General features: G+C 50.8%; 18 protein-coding genes and 1 tRNA gene. 10 read left to right on the forward strand and 9 right to left on the reverse strand.

Going from position 1 to position 17,769, the window contains the following annotated elements; translation table 11 throughout:
• The first annotated feature begins 199 nt into the window (after positions 1-199).
• Entirely contained in the window at positions 200-787 is a 588-nt protein-coding gene (locus tag NBA72_RS13445; protein WP_001763937.1) for a response regulator transcription factor, read from the forward strand.
• 30 nt (positions 788-817) lie between these two features.
• On the opposite strand, the gene ecnB is transcribed toward NBA72_RS13445, so the two are convergent.
• The 3 genes from ecnB to efp all read right to left on the reverse strand — a co-directional run bounded on the left by ecnB (position 818) and on the right by efp (position 1,833).
• Positions 818-964 carry a lipoprotein toxin entericidin B gene (gene ecnB, locus NBA72_RS13450; protein WP_000239598.1) on the reverse strand — a complete coding sequence of 49 codons (147 nt, stop codon included), beginning with the start codon at positions 962-964 and terminating at the stop codon, positions 818-820.
• Between the two features lie 107 nt (positions 965-1,071).
• Complete coding sequence (locus NBA72_RS13455; protein WP_000977686.1) at positions 1,072-1,206, reverse strand: entericidin A/B family lipoprotein; 135 nt, start codon at positions 1,204-1,206, stop codon at positions 1,072-1,074.
• A 60-nt stretch (positions 1,207-1,266) separates the two neighbouring features.
• Positions 1,267-1,833 carry an elongation factor P gene (efp, locus tag NBA72_RS13460; protein ID WP_000257282.1) on the reverse strand — a complete coding sequence of 189 codons (567 nt, stop codon included), beginning with the start codon at positions 1,831-1,833 and terminating at the stop codon, positions 1,267-1,269.
• A gap of 40 nt (positions 1,834-1,873) precedes the next feature.
• On the opposite strand from efp, the gene epmB reads away from it, so the two are divergent.
• Both epmB and NBA72_RS13470 read left to right on the forward strand, forming a co-directional pair.
• Complete coding sequence (gene epmB / locus NBA72_RS13465; protein ID WP_000940482.1) at positions 1,874-2,902, forward strand: EF-P beta-lysylation protein EpmB; 1,029 nt, start codon at positions 1,874-1,876, stop codon at positions 2,900-2,902.
• Between the two features lie 281 nt (positions 2,903-3,183).
• Positions 3,184-4,041, forward strand: a complete 858-nt coding sequence (locus NBA72_RS13470; RefSeq protein WP_001229227.1) for a YjeJ family protein — start codon at positions 3,184-3,186, stop codon at positions 4,039-4,041.
• Positions 4,042-4,088: 47 nt separating this feature from the next.
• Here NBA72_RS13470 and NBA72_RS13475 read toward each other — a convergent pair whose 3' ends face one another.
• The 3 genes from NBA72_RS13475 to NBA72_RS13485 all read right to left on the reverse strand — a co-directional run bounded on the left by NBA72_RS13475 (position 4,089) and on the right by NBA72_RS13485 (position 6,669).
• Positions 4,089-4,442: a DUF4156 domain-containing protein gene (locus NBA72_RS13475; protein ID WP_000558210.1), complete on the reverse strand. Its 354-nt coding sequence runs from the start codon at positions 4,440-4,442 to the stop codon at positions 4,089-4,091.
• Between the two features lie 243 nt (positions 4,443-4,685).
• The gene (gene groL / locus NBA72_RS13480; protein ID WP_000729126.1) at positions 4,686-6,332 is read right to left on the reverse strand and encodes a chaperonin GroEL; all 1,647 of its coding nucleotides are present in this window, start codon (positions 6,330-6,332) and stop codon (positions 4,686-4,688) included.
• A 43-nt stretch (positions 6,333-6,375) separates the two neighbouring features.
• Positions 6,376-6,669 carry a co-chaperone GroES gene (locus tag NBA72_RS13485; RefSeq protein ID WP_000027827.1) on the reverse strand — a complete coding sequence of 98 codons (294 nt, stop codon included), beginning with the start codon at positions 6,667-6,669 and terminating at the stop codon, positions 6,376-6,378.
• A gap of 275 nt (positions 6,670-6,944) precedes the next feature.
• Here NBA72_RS13485 and yjeH point away from each other — a divergent pair, with 275 nt between their 5' ends.
• Positions 6,945-8,186, forward strand: coding sequence for an L-methionine/branched-chain amino acid transporter (gene yjeH, locus NBA72_RS13490; protein WP_023136358.1), 1,242 nt, complete (start codon positions 6,945-6,947; stop codon positions 8,184-8,186).
• Between the two features lie 58 nt (positions 8,187-8,244).
• On the opposite strand, the gene NBA72_RS13495 is transcribed toward yjeH, so the two are convergent.
• A complete protein-coding gene (locus tag NBA72_RS13495) occupies positions 8,245-8,721 on the reverse strand; it encodes an FxsA family protein (RefSeq protein WP_042947915.1) in 477 nt (158 codons plus the stop codon).
• A 340-nt stretch (positions 8,722-9,061) separates the two neighbouring features.
• Between NBA72_RS13495 and aspA the strand changes: the two genes are divergently transcribed.
• The 6 genes from aspA to NBA72_RS13525 all read left to right on the forward strand — a co-directional run bounded on the left by aspA (position 9,062) and on the right by NBA72_RS13525 (position 14,864).
• Positions 9,062-10,498, forward strand: a complete 1,437-nt coding sequence (gene aspA / locus NBA72_RS13500) for an aspartate ammonia-lyase (protein ID WP_000069440.1) — start codon at positions 9,062-9,064, stop codon at positions 10,496-10,498.
• 114 nt (positions 10,499-10,612) lie between these two features.
• Positions 10,613-11,914, forward strand: coding sequence for an anaerobic C4-dicarboxylate transporter DcuA (dcuA, locus tag NBA72_RS13505; RefSeq protein ID WP_000637595.1), 1,302 nt, complete (start codon positions 10,613-10,615; stop codon positions 11,912-11,914).
• Between the two features lie 120 nt (positions 11,915-12,034).
• Positions 12,035-12,382: a divalent cation tolerance protein CutA gene (gene cutA, locus NBA72_RS13510; protein ID WP_000887832.1), complete on the forward strand. Its 348-nt coding sequence runs from the start codon at positions 12,035-12,037 to the stop codon at positions 12,380-12,382.
• Entirely contained in the window at positions 12,358-14,061 is a 1,704-nt protein-coding gene (locus tag NBA72_RS13515; protein ID WP_024156592.1) for a protein-disulfide reductase DsbD, read from the forward strand. The genes cutA and NBA72_RS13515 overlap by 25 nt, the downstream gene beginning before the upstream one ends.
• 36 nt (positions 14,062-14,097) lie before the next feature.
• Positions 14,098-14,673 (forward strand): transcriptional regulator, encoded by a 576-nt coding sequence (locus NBA72_RS13520; RefSeq protein ID WP_001188509.1) that lies wholly within the window; start codon positions 14,098-14,100, stop codon positions 14,671-14,673.
• Between the two features lie 115 nt (positions 14,674-14,788).
• Positions 14,789-14,864: transfer RNA gene (locus NBA72_RS13525), tRNA-Phe, on the forward strand.
• A gap of 181 nt (positions 14,865-15,045) precedes the next feature.
• Here the strand turns inward: NBA72_RS13525 and NBA72_RS13530 are convergent.
• On the reverse strand, positions 15,046-16,047 hold the full coding sequence (locus NBA72_RS13530) for a tyrosine-type recombinase/integrase (RefSeq protein WP_006781417.1): 1,002 nt from the start codon (positions 16,045-16,047) through the stop codon (positions 15,046-15,048).
• Between the two features lie 57 nt (positions 16,048-16,104).
• Positions 16,105-17,748, reverse strand: a complete 1,644-nt coding sequence (locus NBA72_RS13535; RefSeq protein WP_006781415.1) for a conjugal transfer nickase/helicase domain-containing protein — start codon at positions 17,746-17,748, stop codon at positions 16,105-16,107.
• Positions 17,749-17,769 lie beyond the last annotated feature (21 nt).

The following is a 17,769-nucleotide window of genomic DNA, read 5'->3' on the forward strand; positions in this document are numbered from 1 at the left end:
TCCTGTAACGTATACGGATGAAAAGCCATTCTTGCCTGAGAGAAAATGAATTTCAACCTTTTTATTTTTTTCCGTCTAAAGGCGGGAATTGGCCCTTTTAAGCCGCGTAGTTTTCGCATTTAGCGCCCACAGGAGTTCTCTATGATGGAACGCCTTCTGGGAAAGAAAGTGCTTTATCTACTTCCGGGTGCAAAAAACTATGTTGAAAATTTTAGTGATAGACCGATGCCACTTTACCCGTACGGGCATGGAGGCCTGGCTTAATCACACTGATGTGCTCAGTTCTTCACTGCTGGTATCCGGGATGAATAACCTTATACTGGCGAAAGAACATATTCTGCAATGGAAGCCCCATCTGGTTATCGCTGATTTATATGGTTTTCTCAACGATGCCTTACCCGAGCAGCCTATCAATGCATTTTTTGCCGCCTGCAGGATGACGCCGTTAGTATTATTACAGTCAGGGAATATGCCGTACAGATCGCAATATGCCAGTCATGCGGTGTTATCTAAACACACGCCTTTACATGAGCTTGCACAACGAATTAAAGGAGCGCTATATACTCATCCACTGCAGGAAGCGCCGGAAAGCGCCACGCCATTGCTCTCTCCGCAGGAGGAAAAAGTGCTCGCGATGTGGACGGAAGGCACCAGCAATAAAGAGATTGCGTATGCGCTTGGCATTCACGGGAAAACGGTTTACACCTATAAGCGTAATATCCGTATGAAACTTCATATGGATAATCGGTATTCTCCCTTTCTTATGCTTCCGGAGAAAATCGATTAACGGTACGACGCCATGCCGTACCGTTGATGATTACTGCTGAGCTCTGGTTGCAGCGCCAGAGATCGCACTACCACCGTCCGAGATGTCCTCGCCCACGCCGCGCGTGGTATTACAAGCAGTTAATACAGTGGAAAGTACCAAAACAGAAAAGATCGCTGCAATTGTCTTTTTAACCATAATGTCTTCCTTTTCTAGCCAATGTTGTTTGTGTATAGCAACTTAATAATAGACAACATCCCAGAAAATGACGGGCGATCGACTAATTTTAGGAAGACGAGAAGCGATTAGCTGGCTGCACGGGAGATGGCGTGGCCAAGATGCTGAATATCTTCGCCGAAGCCGCGGGCGGTATTACATGCCGTTAATAATGTGCCGGTAAGAAGAACCAGCGCGACAAGACCGATAAAGCGTTTCATCATTGAGGCGCGAAAAATAGGATGGCGCAGCATACGCTGCACCATTTTTCCCGATAACGTAAATTATTTTACGCGGGATACGTATTCGCCGGAACGGGTATCGACTTTGATCACTTCGCCAATCTGCACGAACAGCGGAACTTTAACCACTGCGCCAGTAGACAGCGTGGCTGGTTTGCCGCCAGTACCTGCGGTATCGCCCTTCAGACCTGGGTCGGTATCAACAATTTCCAGTTCAACAAAGTTCGGCGGAGTGACAGAGATAGGCTGACCGTTCCACAGGGTTACGATGCATTCCGCCTGATCCAACAGCCATTTTGCGTTGTCGCCGATAGCCTTGGCATCTGCAGACAGCTGCTCGAAGGTTTCGTTGTTCATGAAATGCCAGAACTCACCGTCGTTGTACAGGTAAGTCAGGTTCATATCGACTACATCCGCGCCTTCTGCGGAATCGGTCGATTTGAAGGTTTTCTCAACGCGCGTGCCGGTCAGCAGACGGCGCAGCTTAACGCGGGCAAACGCCTGGCCTTTACCCGGTTTCACGAATTCACTGGATTCAACCGCATAAGGTTCGCCATCCAACATGATTTTAAGACCGGAACGAAAATCGTTGCTATAGTAAGTCGCCATAAGGCCCTCTGAAATTGTTAACTGGTAGCTAAGCCACAAAATGGCGCATATTGTAACCCTAAATACCCCATTGCGAGAAGATTGGTTAGCGCAACTTGCCGATGTTGTGACCAATCCCGACGAACTGCTGCATCTTTTACAGATTGAAGCTGATGAAAACCTCCGGGCAGGACAGGACGCCAGGCGCTTGTTTGCCCTCCGCGTGCCGCGCGCTTTTATTGCGCGCATGGAGAAGGGCAACCCTGACGATCCTCTTTTACGTCAAGTGCTGACGTCCCGGGATGAATTTATTGTCGCCCCCGGTTTCTCCACCGACCCACTGGAAGAGCAACACAGCGTGGTGCCAGGATTATTGCATAAATACCAAAACCGGGCGCTATTGCTGGTAAAAGGCGGATGTGCGGTAAATTGCCGCTACTGTTTCCGTCGTCACTTCCCGTATGCGGAGAATCAAGGCAATAAGCGCAACTGGACAGTCGCGCTGGAGTATATCGCCGCACACCCGGAACTGGATGAGATCATCTTTTCCGGCGGCGATCCGCTGATGGCGAAAGATCATGAGCTGGACTGGCTGCTCACACAACTGGAAGCCATTAAGCACGTCAAGCGGCTACGCATCCACAGTCGGTTGCCTATCGTCATCCCGGCACGCATTACTGACGAACTGGTCGCCCGCTTTGACCAGTCACGTCTGCAAATTTTGTTGGTGAACCATATCAACCACGCTAATGAAGTGGACGAGGCGTTCTGCCTGGCGATGAAGAAACTGCGCCACGTGGGCGTCACGCTTCTCAACCAGAGCGTCCTGCTGCGTGGCGTGAATGATAACGCGCGAACGCTGGCGAATCTGAGCAACGCGCTATTTGACGCCGGCGTGATGCCCTATTACCTGCATGTGCTGGATAAAGTGCAGGGCGCCGCGCATTTTATGGTCACCGATGACGAAGCCCGGCAAATCATGCGCGAACTGCTCACGCTGGTATCCGGCTATATGGTGCCAAGACTGGCGCGTGAAATCGGCGGCGAACCGAGCAAAACACCGCTGGATTTACAGCTTCGGCAGTGCTAATCCTCGCGGGCTCGTCAGGGACGACGAAAAATATTACCGCGCAATATTACGAGGAGATTCCCCCACGATTCTCCTCACCCTCTGGCGACGATAAACTCACCTTCGTTAAATACACCTTTCCGGTCCTCTCTTTTCAAGAAAGTCCGTTTTAGGACTCGCTTAGCGTGTACTGCATTTTCGAATTATACTGGTTCTCCTTTTTATAGGACGGCATAAACAATTTATATATCAAATACATTGCAGTAAAACATTTAATTATTTTATATTTGTGGAGAATTGACATGGCCTTAACGATTAAGGGACTAAATACCGGCGTTATTCGTCACAATGATAAGTTTATCGCGCTGGCGCTTAAGGTGAAGTCACTGAGAAATAAAGAAACACTGCTTTTCTTTCCTGTGCTCGCGCTGCGAGACTTGTTGATCGGCCTTGAACACCGGCTTTATTTACAACACTCGCTTCCGGAACAAGAGCAGGAAAAACGCCAGAAAGCTAAAAGCAGTCACGTGCTTAAAATGCATGAGAATATTCCGGCAATACTCCGTGAAGAGCTGGAAAACGCCGATGTTAATCAGCGTGTTGAATCTTTAGCGTTGAGCGATAATACAGAAAAAGTATTAACCTTTACGTTAAAGCTGCACAATGGTAGCCATCTTGATTTACAGGTCGGTGAGTGGCAGGTTGAAGTTCTGGTGATGGCTATTATTCACGCCATTAATAATGCCGAAATGCGTGAGCTCGCATTGCGTATTTCTTCAATGCTGGACTTTTTACCATTATACGATGCTGACTGCCTGGAAAACGGTAATATCGAATTCGATACCTATAACCAGCCTGACTGGAAACATAATCTGTATAACCATTATTTAGCGCTCGTTTATCGTTATACGGATGAGGCAGGACAATCGCATGATTGCGGCACCATCATTAAGACCCGTAGTCAGTCAGGCTCTAAAGAAGCTGAAGCGATATCACGCCGCTTGCTGAATTTCAGCCCGCGTCTTAAAAAGCTGGAAGGAAAACCGTGTAAGGTTTTTGTCAGAACGCTTGGAACCGGTAAAGCAGCGCGTCTGACGCAAGATCAATGCATGCGCGCGTTGCATAATCTACGCATGGCGTCATCCCAGGAAAAACGCTAACCATATCGCCCTCTGAATCTTTCAGAGGGCGTTACGATTCAGACATATCAGTTCGGACATTTATAAACCTGGCCGTTCATCTCGCTGGCCGTCGGGACAAAACTGGACAACATGCCCTGCGACGGACTACTTACGCCATACAGCACGTTTCCACCCATCGCGGCCGCCTGATTACGCAGATCGTTCGCTGCGCCACGCATTGAGCCACCCTCTTCGCCGTGCTGGCCTGAAAACCAGTTACTCTGTTTACCGGTTGCCGTACCAATTAGCTGGCATTCCGCGCCTGGCTTATCTTCGACAAAGCGTACATTTTGGCCGGCAGCGGTGAGTTCGTTGCTGGAGCTACAACCCGCCATCAGCAGCGCGGCGCCAACGATCCCTGCTAAATATTTCACGTGCATGTTATTCCCCATAATCAATGAGCTGGACGTTTTGTCCGTATCTGAATCTTATACTAAAAAGATGACTAAAAGAAAAACCCCCGGTCATTTCTGCCCGGGGGTTTCTCAATTCTGGGAGATAAGCACCCAAATCATTCTGGTTGCAGGAAGGCGGCCAGTTTGTTAATCCCCAGTCACTTACTCAAGTAAGTGACTGGGGTTAGCCAACGCATCTGCAGCCTGAAGGATGCAGGGGGTGGGCAATTACATCATGCCGCCCATACCACCCATACCACCCATGCCGCCAGCAGCGCCTAAATCAGGAGCATCGCTTTTCGGCAGGTCGGTCACCATGCACTCGGTAGTGATCATCAGACCAGCCACAGAAGCCGCGTACTGCAGCGCAGAACGGGTAACTTTGGTTGGGTCCAGGATACCCATATCGATCATGTTGCCGTATTCTTCAGTTGCTGCGTTGTAACCGTAGTTACCGTCGCCGCCTTTAACGGTGTTAGCGACAACAGACGGCTCTTCGCCGCAGTTCAGCACGATCTGACGCAGCGGAGCTTCCATTGCGCGCAGCGCAACTTTGATACCCACGTTCTGGTCTTCGTTCTGGCCTTTCAGGTCAGCAATTTTAGAAGCAACGCGGATCAGCGCAACGCCACCACCAGCAACCACACCTTCTTCTACCGCAGCACGGGTCGCGTGCAGGGCATCTTCAACGCGGGCCTTCTTCTCTTTCATTTCAACTTCGGTCGCAGCGCCAACTTTGATTACCGCAACGCCGCCTGCCAGTTTCGCTACGCGCTCCTGCAGTTTTTCACGATCGTAGTCGGAGGTCGCTTCTTCAATCTGCTGACGGATCTGAGCAACACGGCCCTGGATGGCAGCTTCTTCACCCACGCCATCAATGATGGTGGTGGTGTCTTTGTTGATCACAACACGTTTCGCCTGACCCAGGTCTTCCAGGGTTGCTTTTTCCAGCTCCATACCGATCTCTTCAGAGATTACGGTACCGCCGGTCAGGGTAGCGATATCCTGCAGCATCGCCTTACGACGATCGCCGAAGCCCGGTGCTTTAACCGCAGCCACTTTCACGATGCCACGCATGGTGTTCACTACCAGGGTAGCCAGCGCTTCGCCTTCAACATCTTCAGCGATGATCAGCAGCGGTTTGCCTGCTTTTGCAACGGCTTCCAGAACCGGCAGCATTTCGCGGATGTTGGAGATTTTCTTATCAGCCAGCAGGATGAACGGGCTTTCCAGCTCTACTGCGCCAGTTTCCGGCTTGTTGATGAAGTAAGGAGACAGGTAGCCGCGGTCAAACTGCATACCTTCAACCACGTCCAGTTCGTCCTGCAGACCGGTACCGTCTTCAACGGTGATGACGCCTTCTTTACCGACTTTATCCATCGCTTCCGCGATCAGTTTACCTACGGTTTCGTCGGAGTTAGCGGAGATAGTACCTACCTGAGCAATCGCTTTAGAGTCGGAGCACGGTACGGACAGGGCTTTCAGCTCTTCAACCGCCGCAGCAACCGCTTTGTCGATACCACGTTTCAGGTCCATCGGGTTCATGCCCGCAGCAACGGCTTTCAGGCCTTCGGTAATGATGGACTGCGCCAGTACGGTCGCGGTGGTGGTGCCGTCGCCTGCAGCGTCGTTCGCTTTAGAGGCAACTTCTTTCACCATCTGCGCGCCCATGTTTTCAAACTTGTCTTCCAGTTCGATTTCACGCGCTACGGAAACACCATCTTTAGTGATAGTCGGCGCACCGAAAGATTTATCCAGAACCACGTTACGGCCTTTCGGACCGAGGGTTACTTTCACTGCATCTGCCAGTACGTTTACGCCGCGCAGCATTTTCACACGAGCGTCGTTACCGAATTTTACGTCTTTAGCTGCCATTTTCTCTTTCCCTTAAATTCGTATGTTCAGTGTCGTTCGCGGATTACGCTTCAACAATTGCCAGAATGTCGCTTTCAGACATGATCAACACTTCTTCATTGTCGATCTTTTCAGATTTCACACCGTAGCCATCGTTAAAAATAACGATGTCGCCAACTTTCACGTCCAGCGGCTGTACAGTACCGTTGTCCAGGATGCGACCCTTACCGACAGCGATGATTTCGCCACGAGTTGATTTACCCGCTGCGGAACCGGTCAGTACGATGCCGCCAGCAGATTTAGACTCAACTTCTTTACGTTTGACGATCACACGATCATGTAACGGACGAATACTCATTGATAGCTCTCCTTTGAGAAAGTCATTATCAGTTATGGGTGACGCCGGCCCGTAAACGGTTTCCCGGCTGGTGACCAGAGAGATGGGGATGGGGTTTTGCCCCTTCAAGGGGGGAGATGAAAAAAAATTCTTCTGAGCGAAAAAAGCGGTAAAAACGCTACTTATCTCACGTTTACCCAAGGTTTAGAACATCCTGCTATAAGAAAAGGCGTGTGTGATACGCTTAAAAATGTCTGTCGTCACCTGACGTTACAATGCCGCCGGATAATGAGCTGATGAATGAACTAAAAAAAGAGCTTGGGTTGGTTCAGGGCGTTATCTTGTTAACCACATCATTATTAGGGACTGGCGTTTTTGCGCTTCCGGAGCTGGCTGCGCTGGCGGCAGGCGACATCAGCCTTTGGGCATGGCCGCTGCTCATTATTTTGATTTTCCCTATTGCGATTGTCTTTGCTGTGCTGGGGCGTCATTTTCCACACGCTGGCGGCGTAGCGCATTTTGTCGGGATGGCATTTGGCCCGCGTCTGCAACGAGTGATCAGTTGGCTGTTTTTATCAGTCATTCCTGTTAGTTTTCCCGCAGCCTTGCATATTGCGGTGGGTTTCGGCCAGGCGCTGTTTGGCTGGCAAAGCGAACAGCTCTTATTTGGGGAGCTGGGTACTCTAGGTTTACTATGGTTTATGGGATCGCGCGGCGCCAGCTCCAGCGCCAACCTGCAAGCCATTATCGCTGGATTAATTATCGCGCTTATTGCCGCCATTCTGTGGAAAGGCGCGATTAAACCTGCAGATATCACCTTCCCAGCCGCAAACGAAATCACCTTTTCCCGGCTGTGTACCGCCCTGGCGATCATGTTCTGGGGATTTGTGGGAATTGAGGCGTTTACGCATTTGTCGTCTGAATTTAAAAATCCTGAACGTGATTTTCCGCGCGCATTGATCATTGGCCTGATGCTGGCCGGCGCCATTTATTGGGCCTGTACCGCCGTGGTGCTGCATTTTGGCGTCTATAGCGACAAGATAGCGGCAACAGCCTCGCTACCGCTTATTATTGTTCATCTCTTCGGTATCCAGGCGTTGTGGGTAGCCTGCATTATTGGTTATCTCACCTGCTTTGCCAGCCTGAATGTGTATGCTCAGAGTTTTGCGCGTCTGATATGGACGCAAATGCAATATCAGCCCGATCACTATCTGGCTCAACTCTCTCCCGGGCGCCTTCCCTTGCACGCGTTAAACGTTATTCTGGCCTGTTGTTGCGTGAGTTCTCTGGTCGTCTACGCCCTGAAGATTAACCTCAATGCGCTGATCGTCTATGCTAACGGTATTTTTATTATGCTCTATCTGCTTTGTATGCTGGCGGGCTGTCGACTGTTGAAAGGGCGTTGCTATGCACTGGCGGTGACGGGTTGTCTACTGTGCCTGTTATTGCTGGCAATGCTGGGGTGGAAAAGCTTATATGCCATTATCATGCTGGCTGCATTATGGCTGTTTTTACCGAAGCGAAAACGCATGGCGTAAGACGCATCCGCTGGCCGGATAACGCCTCACGCGACTTATCCGACCAACATCTCTACCTTTAATCCCGACGATCGTCTTTATGTTCAATACGATCGCGATCGTCATCTTTACGCTGATACTCGCCGTCAAATGTTTCGCCACCGCCAGTACCCGCGCTAAACCCGCCACCCGGCATCCGGGAAAAACGTAAATGCGGCAGCAACTTCAGCGTCAAATGTTTTTGCACTGGCGGTAACAAAAGGAGAAGGCCGAGAAAATCGGTGAAAAACCCCGGCAACAGGAGCAGTAAGCCAGCGATGATCAGCGATACACTCTTAATCATTTCTGCCGCCGGGCTCTCACCGGCCGCCATTTTTTGTTGCATCAGCAAAAAGTTTTTAAAACCCTGGTTACGTACCAGCGACATACCGATAACAGACGTAAAAATCACCAGGATTAGCGTCATCAGGACGCCAAGCACATGGGCGACATGGATAAAGATAGAAATCTCAATGTAAACATAGAGAAAGACAGCTAAAAAGGGTATCCAGCGCAAAGGACTCTCCTGTAAGTCATGGCCGTCTGCGACGACCATTTGAATGGGGTTGCGATTCGCATCGATTCGATATGGTGGTGCGTAGCAAAATTTCAAGTGGTTTGTACACCTATTTTAGGTAGTAATACTAAAGCGGTGACCTATTTCACAAAATAATAAATAAGGGGTAAATTCCCACACTTTAAGTGATCCAGATTACGGTAGGAATTCTGAACCAGCATATGATCTCGTTTATCAGGCCGATGGAGGGGATAATCGTCGGTCAGAAAACATTCGAAATCACATATATCCTGTGTGTTTTAAAGTAAAAATCATTGGCAGCTTGAAAAAGAAGGTTCACATGTCAAACAACATTCGTATCGAAGAAGATCTGTTGGGTACCAGGGAAGTTCCAGCTGAAGCCTATTATGGTGTTCACACTCTGAGAGCGATTGAAAACTTCTACATTAGCAATAACAAAATCAGCGACATCCCTGAATTTGTGCGTGGCATGGTTATGGTAAAAAAAGCGGCGGCGCTGGCCAACAAAGAGCTGCAAACCATTCCTAAGAGTGTGGCGAATGCCATCATTGCCGCATGTGATGAAGTCCTTAACAACGGTAAGTGCATGGACCAGTTCCCGGTAGATGTCTACCAGGGCGGCGCGGGCACTTCCGTCAACATGAATACCAACGAAGTGCTGGCCAACATCGGGCTGGAACTGATGGGTCATCAGAAAGGTGAATATCAGTACCTGAACCCGAACGACCACGTGAATAAATGTCAATCCACTAACGACGCCTATCCGACAGGCTTCCGTGTAGCGGTTTACGCCTCTATCGTCAAACTGATCGATGCCATCAACCAGTTGCGTGAAGGTTTCGAACGTAAAGCGGTTGAATTCCAGGACATCCTGAAAATGGGTCGTACCCAGTTGCAGGACGCCGTACCGATGACGCTTGGTCAAGAATTCCGTGCGTTTAGCATCCTGCTGAAAGAAGAAGTGAAAAGCATCGAGCGTACTGCTGAGCTGCTGCTGGAAGTCAACCTTGGCGCAACGGCAATCGGTACCGGTCTGAACACGCCGAAAGAATACTCTCCGCTGGCGGTGAAAAAACTGGCTGAAGTCACTGGTTTCGCCTGTGTTCCGGCTGAAGATCTGATTGAGGCGACATCTGACTGTGGCGCATATGTTATGGTTCACAGCGCGCTGAAACGTCTGGCAGTGAAGATGTCCAAAATCTGTAACGACCTGCGCTTGCTCTCTTCTGGTCCTCGTGCCGGCCTGAACGAGATCAACCTGCCGGAACTGCAGGCGGGCTCTTCCATCATGCCAGCCAAAGTGAACCCGGTAGTACCGGAAGTCGTAAACCAGGTATGCTTTAAAGTCATCGGTAACGACACCACCGTTACGATGGCGGCGGAAGCCGGTCAGTTGCAGTTGAACGTTATGGAACCGGTTATCGGTCAGGCGATGTTCGAATCCATCCACATTCTGAGCAACGCGTGCTACAACCTGCTGGAAAAATGCGTTAACGGCATTACCGCGAATAAAGAAGTGTGCGAAGGGTACGTTTATAACTCCATCGGTATCGTCACTTACCTCAACCCGTTCATCGGCCACCACAACGGCGACATCGTCGGTAAAATCTGTGCTGAAACCGGTAAGAGCGTACGTGAAGTTGTGCTGGAGCGCGGCCTGTTAACGGAAGCCGAGCTGGACGATATTTTCTCCGTACAGAACTTGATGCACCCGGCTTATAAAGCTAAACGTTATACTGATGAAAGCGAACAGTAATCGTACAGGGTAGTACCAAAGAGGCACGTCACGATGACGTGCCTTTTTTCTTACAAGAAGTTACCAAATAACAACAATTTAATATCAACTTGTTAAACAACAAGGAAGGCTAATATGATAGTTGTCGAACTTATCATTGTTTTGCTGGCAATCTTTTTGGGCGCCAGACTTGGGGGCATCGGTATTGGATTCGCAGGTGGGCTGGGTGTTCTGGTACTTGCCGCCATCGGCGTGAAGCCAGGGACAATTCCATTCGATGTCATTTCCATCATCATGGCGGTTATCGCCGCGATCTCTGCTATGCAGGTTGCGGGCGGTCTGGATTATTTGGTAAACCAGACGGAAAAACTGCTGCGTAAGAACCCGAAATACATCACTATCCTCGCACCGATTGTGACCTATTTCCTGACTATTTTTGCTGGTACCGGGAACATTTCCCTGGCAACGCTGCCGGTTATTGCTGAAGTCGCGAAGGAGCAGGGAATCAAACCTTGCCGTCCGCTCTCGACCGCCGTGGTATCCGCGCAGATTGCGATTACCGCCTCGCCGATTTCTGCGGCCGTGGTGTATATGTCTTCTGTTATGGAAGGTCATGGCATTAGCTACATTCACCTGCTGTCCGTAGTTATCCCCTCTACGCTGCTGGCGGTGCTGGTGATGTCCTTCCTGGTCACGATGCTGTTCAACTCCAAACTGTCTGACGACCCGATTTACCGCAAGCGTCTGGAAGAAGGGCTGATTGAACTGCGTGGTGAAAAGCAGATTGAAATCAAACCGATGGCAAAAAATTCCGTCTGGCTGTTCCTGCTGGGCGTTATCTGCGTGGTTGTTTATGCGATTGTCAACAGTCCGAGCCTCGGCCTGGTTGAGAAACCGCTGATGAACACCACCAACGCTATTTTGATCATCATGTTGAGCGTCGCAACGCTGACCACCATCCTGTGTAAAGTGGAAACTGACGCCATCCTCAACTCCAGTACCTTTAAAGCAGGGATGAGCGCCTGTATCTGTATTCTGGGCGTGGCGTGGCTGGGCGATACCTTCGTATCCGCTAACATCGACTGGATCAAAGACACTGCGGGTAGCGTCATCCAGGGTCATCCGTGGCTGCTGGCCGTCATCTTCTTCTTTGCTTCCGCGCTGCTCTACTCTCAGGCGGCAACGGCGAAAGCGCTGATGCCGATGGCGCTGGCGCTGAACGTCTCTCCGCTGACGGCAGTCGCTTCCTTCGCCGCCGTTTCCGGCCTGTTCATTTTGCCGACCTACCCGACTCTGGTTGCGGCGGTACAGATGGATGACACCGGTACAACCCGTATCGGTAAATTCGTCTTTAACCACCCGTTCTTCATCCCAGGCACCCTGGGCGTCGTTCTGGCTGTCTGCTTCGGCTTCCTGCTGGGCAGCTTTATGCTGTAAGTGTTTCACCCGCGGGGCGTATCACGCCCCGCATTCTCCCGCCCTTTGACTAACATCCTGCCCTCGTCCGTTGTATAGTGACCGTTCACTTGCGGGTCTTTTTGTTCTTTCGAGGTGTTTATGCTTGATGTTAAGAGTCAGGATATTTCCATCCCCGAGGCCGTTGTGGTGCTTTGTACCGCCCCGGATGAAGCTACCGCCCAGGATCTGGCCGCCAAAGTGCTGGCGGAAAAACTGGCCGCCTGCGCCACCCTCCTCCCCGGCGCGACATCGCTGTACTACTGGGAAGGCAAACTGGAGCAGGAGTATGAAGTTCAAATGATCTTAAAAACCACCGTTTCACATCAGCAAGCGCTTATCGACTGCCTGAAGTCTCATCACCCGTATCAAACGCCTGAACTTCTGGTTTTACCTGTTACTCACGGAGATACTGATTACCTCTCATGGCTCAACGCATCTTTACGCTGATCCTGCTGCTGTGCAGCACATCCGCCTTCGCCGGATTATTCGACGCGCCGGGTCGCTCGCAGTTCGTCCCGGCAGACCGGGCGTTTGTTTTTGATTTTCAGCAAAATCAACACGATCTTACCCTCTCCTGGCAGGTAAAAGAGGGTTACTACCTTTACCGTAAACAAATCAGTATCACGCCGACGAAAGCGGATATCGCCGCAGTCCAACTCCCGGCAGGCGTCTGGCATGAAGATGAGTTCTACGGAAAAAGCGAAATCTACCGTAAGCGGCTAAACGTTCCGGTAACGGTTAACCAGGCGGCGGCTGGCGCGACATTAACGGTAACGTACCAGGGGTGCGCCGATGCGGGATTCTGTTATCCGCCGGAAACGAAAACGGTGCCGCTAAGTGAAGTTGCCGCGGCAATAGACGCCACGCCGACGCCTGCTGTCACCCAGACGGGTGAGATGTCAAAACCCGCCGCCCAGCTACCTTTTTCTGCGCTCTGGGCGCTACTGATCGGCATAGGCATCGCCTTTACGCCCTGCGTTTTACCCATGTATCCGCTGATTTCCGGTATTGTCCTGGGGGGAAGGCAGCGTTTGTCGACGGGGCGCGCACTGCTGCTGGCCTTTATCTATGTACAAGGGATGGCGCTGACCTATACCGCACTGGGTCTGGTCGTCGCCGCGGCGGGATTACAGTTTCAGGCGGCGCTGCAGCACCCTTATGTGTTAATCGGCCTTGCCATCGTGTTCACCCTGCTTGCGTTGTCGATGTTTGGCCTGTTCACACTACAGCTCCCCTCCTCACTGCAAACCCGGCTGACATTAATGAGTAATCGTCAGCAAGGCGGCTCGCCCGGCGGTGTTTTTGTTATGGGGGCGATTGCAGGATTAATTTGCTCGCCCTGTACCACAGCGCCGTTAAGCGCGATCCTGCTTTATATCGCTCAGAGCGGCAACATGTGGCTGGGCGGCGGTACGCTGTATTTGTATGCATTAGGTATGGGTCTGCCGCTAATGCTGGTCACCGTGTTTGGCAACCGTCTGCTACCGAAAAGCGGCCCGTGGATGGCGCATGTCAAAACCGCTTTTGGTTTCGTGATCCTCGCGTTACCGGTCTTTTTACTGGAGCGGATTATTGGCGAGGCTTGGGGTTTACGTCTGTGGTCGCTGCTGGGCGTCGCTTTCTTTGGTTGGGCCTTTATCACCAGCCTTCAGGCCAGACGAGCGTGGATGCGTATCGTACAGATTATCCTGCTGGCGGCAGCGCTCATTAGCGTGCGGCCTCTACAGGATTGGGCGTTCGGATCGCCATCCGCGCAAGCTCCAGCGCACCTCAATTTCACGGCTATTTCTACCGTGGATGAACTCAATCAGGCGCTGGCGCAGGCCAAAGGCAAACCCGTTATGCTGGATTTCTACGCCGACTGGTGCGTGGCCTGTAAAGAGTTTGAAAAGTATACCTTCAGCGATCCGAGGGTCCAGCAGGCGCTCGGCGACACGGTGCTCTTGCAGGCTAACGTCACCGCTAATAATGCGCAGGATGTCGCGCTGTTAAAGCATCTGCAAGTCCTCGGGCTGCCCACCATTCTGTTCTTTAATGCCCAAGGCCAGGAACAGCCGCAATCGCGAGTCACCGGCTTTATGGACGCCGCCACCTTTAGCGCGCATTTGCACGATCGCCAACCGTGAGCGACACTTGCAAAAGCAAAGACGGAGGAGAATACCGTGCAACGTGAAGATATTCTGGGAGAAGCTCTGAAATTACTGGAGACGCAAGGGATAGCCGATACTACGCTGGAAATGGTGGCGGAGCGCGTAAATCGCCCACTCGACACATTACAGCGTTTCTGGCCAGATAAAGAAGCCATTTTATATGACGCGCTACGTTATCTGAGTCAGCAGGTAGATATCTGGCGACGCCAGCTTCTTCTTGATGAGACGCTTTCTGCTGAACAAAAGCTACTGGCACGCTACAGCGCGCTTTCGGAATGTGTCAGTAATAACCGTTATCCTGGTTGCTTGTTCATTGCCGCCTGTACGTTTTATCCCGACCCAACCCATCCTATTCACCAACTGGCTAATCAACAAAAACGCGCGGCACATGATTTTACCCATGAGCTACTGACCACGCTGGAAATTGACGATCCGGCGATGGTTGCAAGGCAGATGGAACTGGTGCTGGAAGGTTGTCTCAGCCGAATGCTGGTCAACCGCAGTCAGGCTGATGTAGATACCGCTCAGCGGTTGGCGGAAGATATTCTGCGTTTTGCACAGTGCCGTCAGGGTGGAGCGCTCACCTGACGGGTACTGATTTTATGCATTTTGCCTGAAAAGCAGGCAGTCAGCGCGCTTTTATCACTTTTTTCGTGTAAAGCCGTTGACGACCGCGCCCCTTTACGGTTTAATGCGCCCCGTTGCCCGGATAGCTCAGTCGGTAGAGCAGGGGATTGAAAATCCCCGTGTCGGTGGTTCGATTCCGCCTCCGGGCACCACTATTCGAAGCACGCTGGTCAGAGGTGAGAAAACTGACGGGCGTTTAACGGGAGTGGTACTTGTTGATGTTGATCCTCACATCAGCATACATCAAGAAGTTACCCTCTCGATTAGGGAGCCTGCTGACACAGGCTCCCTTTTCTCGATCACTGTGAATAATTACAATGACGTGACTGAATGTCAACCATTGTAAAACATCTCTTCAGCCTTATCGGTGTAAAGTGCCATTTCCTTTTCCAGCGCCTGGCTCACAATATCCATACTGATATCAACATATTCCATTGTTGTACTCACGTTGCGGTGCCCCAGCAATCCCTTAACCAGCTGCAGGTTTCGTTCAGGCGAGCTCATCAGTGTCGTGGCAAGGGTGTGCCTGAACCGGTGGGGAGAAACATCAAATCCGCACTCTTTTGACAGTCTACGAAAAAAAGAGCGTAACGGTTGCAGCGATGGTTTTTCCGAAAGAGACGCCCTTTCTGCAGGCGAAGAGACAAACCGCTCATAGTGAAAAAGCGCATCATTATTGCCGGCACCGCAGTCCCTTGCACGCTGAAGCAATGCTTCCAGTCTCGGTCGTAAATGACTGACAACGGGAACCCGCCATTCCCGGTACGTTTTACTGCCTTCCGCTCTTAATTCAATCCACCCATCGTCAAGAGACACATCTTTTAGACGTATATGGAGCAGTTGATTTTGCCGCATACCAGTGTAACGCAAGGTGTCCAGGACAGTCAGCCAGTACCATACTGGCCTCAGAGCGCATTTAGATTCGGTTCTGGGCTCAGAAGCAAATTGCTGCATAGTTAGCCAGATTTTTGTCATCTGGTTTTTTGTTAGCGTTTTTTTACGCTTCTTGTCCTGTTTGACCGATACGCCATTGAAGGGATTTTTACTTAAGTTCGTCAGTTGAGAAGTGATGGCAAAATTATACAGGGCACGCATATGGCTGACCTTATTGTTCCAGGTATGTGCAGAAAGGCACTGCTTCTTGAGCACATGCCTTCGCCACTCAAGCACATCGCGACTGGTTATGCCGTAAGGCGGACAGGCTTCCCCGATATGCTTCCTGAAACCACGAACAACCTTCTTATAACTCCACTCGGTATCTTCGCGCAGCGATTTACAGAAAAAGTACTCATCCATAAGTTCCTGCCAGAGCCAGTCAGCACTATTTTCGTTCATTTTTTCCATTCCTCTCTTAGTAACAGTAACGCACCAGATGTCAGACCGACGTTGTGGTCAGGGGAACAAAATGAACTGACTGTCCTGAGGGATGGTCTTTCTGTATACCCGCCTGCTTTTCACCAGGTAGCCTTTTACCCGTTTGAACCTCCCGGACTTGTCGGGTGTATCGTAAAGCTGAGCAAAATAAAATCTCCTGTTATCACGACGCTTATGCAGGTTAAGTCGCTCAAAAGAAGCCTGAATGCTTTCCCGTTGAATAGTCGAACCAGTGGCCTTAAGGTAGTCGAAAAAGATACCGGGGACGGGTAAAAAGACATAGCCGGCAATAACATGGATTTTGTCTGCTTTACCATTAAAACTAATATCTCCCCGATTGAGTCCCTCCCGGAGCCAGTCAAAAAACTGTTCTCCTTCCGCTACGTCAGTACCGGAGACTGCTACGGGTACGGAATCTGATCTTTCATCACATTTGTTAACAATTGCAACCTGAGAATAGTCCGAGTTTCCTTTTGCAGACGGTTCCTTTTCATTTGCGGGGTCTTCTATCTTTTCAAGGGGTTCTGACGATTGCTGTTCCTCTGCAATCACAACGGACACGCCTGCCTGTACCTCACCTTCATTTTCTGAAGCTTTAGCATCTCCTGACATGTCGAAAAGAGAAAGGAGAGCATCAGCATCATCTTCAGAGGGCAGAGAGTCAGAGCCAGTACTTTTTTCGATTTCGCTTAAAACACTTTCTGCTTCGTTTTCTTCACGGCTTTTAACTGGTGAATCACTAAGCTGAGTGGGGTTATCAATACCTGTGGCAAGTGTAAAGATCTCAGGGGAAGATGGATCAGTTGCCCCGCTCAGAGCTGTTTGTTCAGATAACATATCTGTAGGTAAAACCGTAGCGCCCCCCTCATTTGAAAGGGCTGTATTTACTGGAATTTCACCTGCATAAGAACCTAAAATTTCCGCAGGTTTCCTCTCCATCAGAGGAGACTCTGTTTTCTCAGCTGCTTGTTTCATCAGGCTTCGGATCAACGGCATTGCCGGATGCTGGTTCCATAAGGCCCCGGCAAGATTGCCCAGAGCTTCGGGATTTTCTGCCAGCCAGCCTGTCGCTTCCGCTGGCATAAGTTGTCCGGCTGCCAGCGCTGCAAAAGCTGAGGAGTTGTCAGCTTCCCGGAAGCGAAATCGATAAGGCGAGTCCGGAACGGTTATTCCCGGAAGCCAGCTTTTACCATCAAGCAGCTCCCCCTCCAGAGACGCCAGGAGCGGCAAATGCCAGAACAGTGCAGACCAGAAAATGACCGTATTCCACATCACGTTTTGCTCTGCCTGCTCTTCTGGCGCAGCTCCGGGTGGAAACATGTATCCTTTGGCCAGTCTGACCGCACAGGTTGTGAACTGCAGCGTAAGGTCCCCGAAGCCGTCTGACTGCGACCACCTTCCCTGCTGTGTTGCCGGCACATTCTGTACCCTGGCCAGTAAGCCATGCAGTGGCGTTATATAAAACCGGTGATAAACATCCGCCGGAAGTGAGCTGTTTTCCCATATTTGTTGCAGGCAGGTTTTTCTCAACGGGCTACAGCACAGCGTATCGACCGTACGCGGAGCGTGGTAGCCGGCAGGTGTGAAAGCGGATACATGACGTGCTGGTTCCGGTTCACCTTTTGAAAACAGAAACCTCAGAGTCCTGATTCTGTCGCGCATGATTTTCTCCTGGTATAGGGC

This window comes from Salmonella sp. NW1250 (assembly GCF_051812965.1).
GTDB classification, from domain to species: Bacteria; Pseudomonadota; Gammaproteobacteria; order Enterobacterales; family Enterobacteriaceae; genus Salmonella; species Salmonella enterica.